Below are 545 nucleotides of genomic sequence, written 5' to 3' on the forward strand. Positions count from 1 at the left end.
GCGGATCGAAGCGAACATTCTCGAGCAGAAGAATATCGCCATCGTTTAGCTTTCCGGCCTCTTCCTTAGCAGATTCGCCGGTGATGTCCTTGGCAAGCGATACGTTGGCGTCAACCAGTTCGCCAAGACGCTTTGCAACCGGTGCAAGGCTGAACTCTGGCTTGAACTCGCCCTTCGGACGGCCAAGGTGTGCCATGACGATAACCTTGGCTCCGCTTTCTACAAGCTTGTTCAAAGTGGGTAGTGCCGCGCGGATACGGCCGTCGTCGGTGATCGTCTGGCCATCTAGTGGCACGTTGAAGTCCGAACGAACCAGGACGCGCTTTCCTTTGAGATCACCTAGACTTTCGATCGTTCTCATAAAATCTTCCTCTCGAAGTTCAATAGTTCGGGCCTAAAGAAGACGCCCGCGCACGCGTCAGCATGTGCGGGCGTCCAACTTTTACGCTCGACTCCTAATTAGAGACGCTCACCAACGTACTTGGTCAGGTCTACGAGGCGGTTCGAGTAGCCCCACTCGTTGTCGTACCAGGAAACAACCTTCA

The 545-nt window shown here is 54.3% G+C and carries 1 protein-coding gene; it reads right to left on the reverse strand.

The features are described 5' to 3' along the window. On the reverse strand, positions 1-361 hold a 361-nt coding region (gene pgk / locus HMPREF1627_RS00625; protein WP_081940724.1), incomplete at its 3' end, for a phosphoglycerate kinase. Positions 362-545 lie beyond the last annotated feature (184 nt).

Source organism: Actinomyces sp. S6-Spd3, from assembly GCF_000758755.1.
Lineage (GTDB): Bacteria > Actinomycetota > Actinomycetes > Actinomycetales > Actinomycetaceae > Pauljensenia.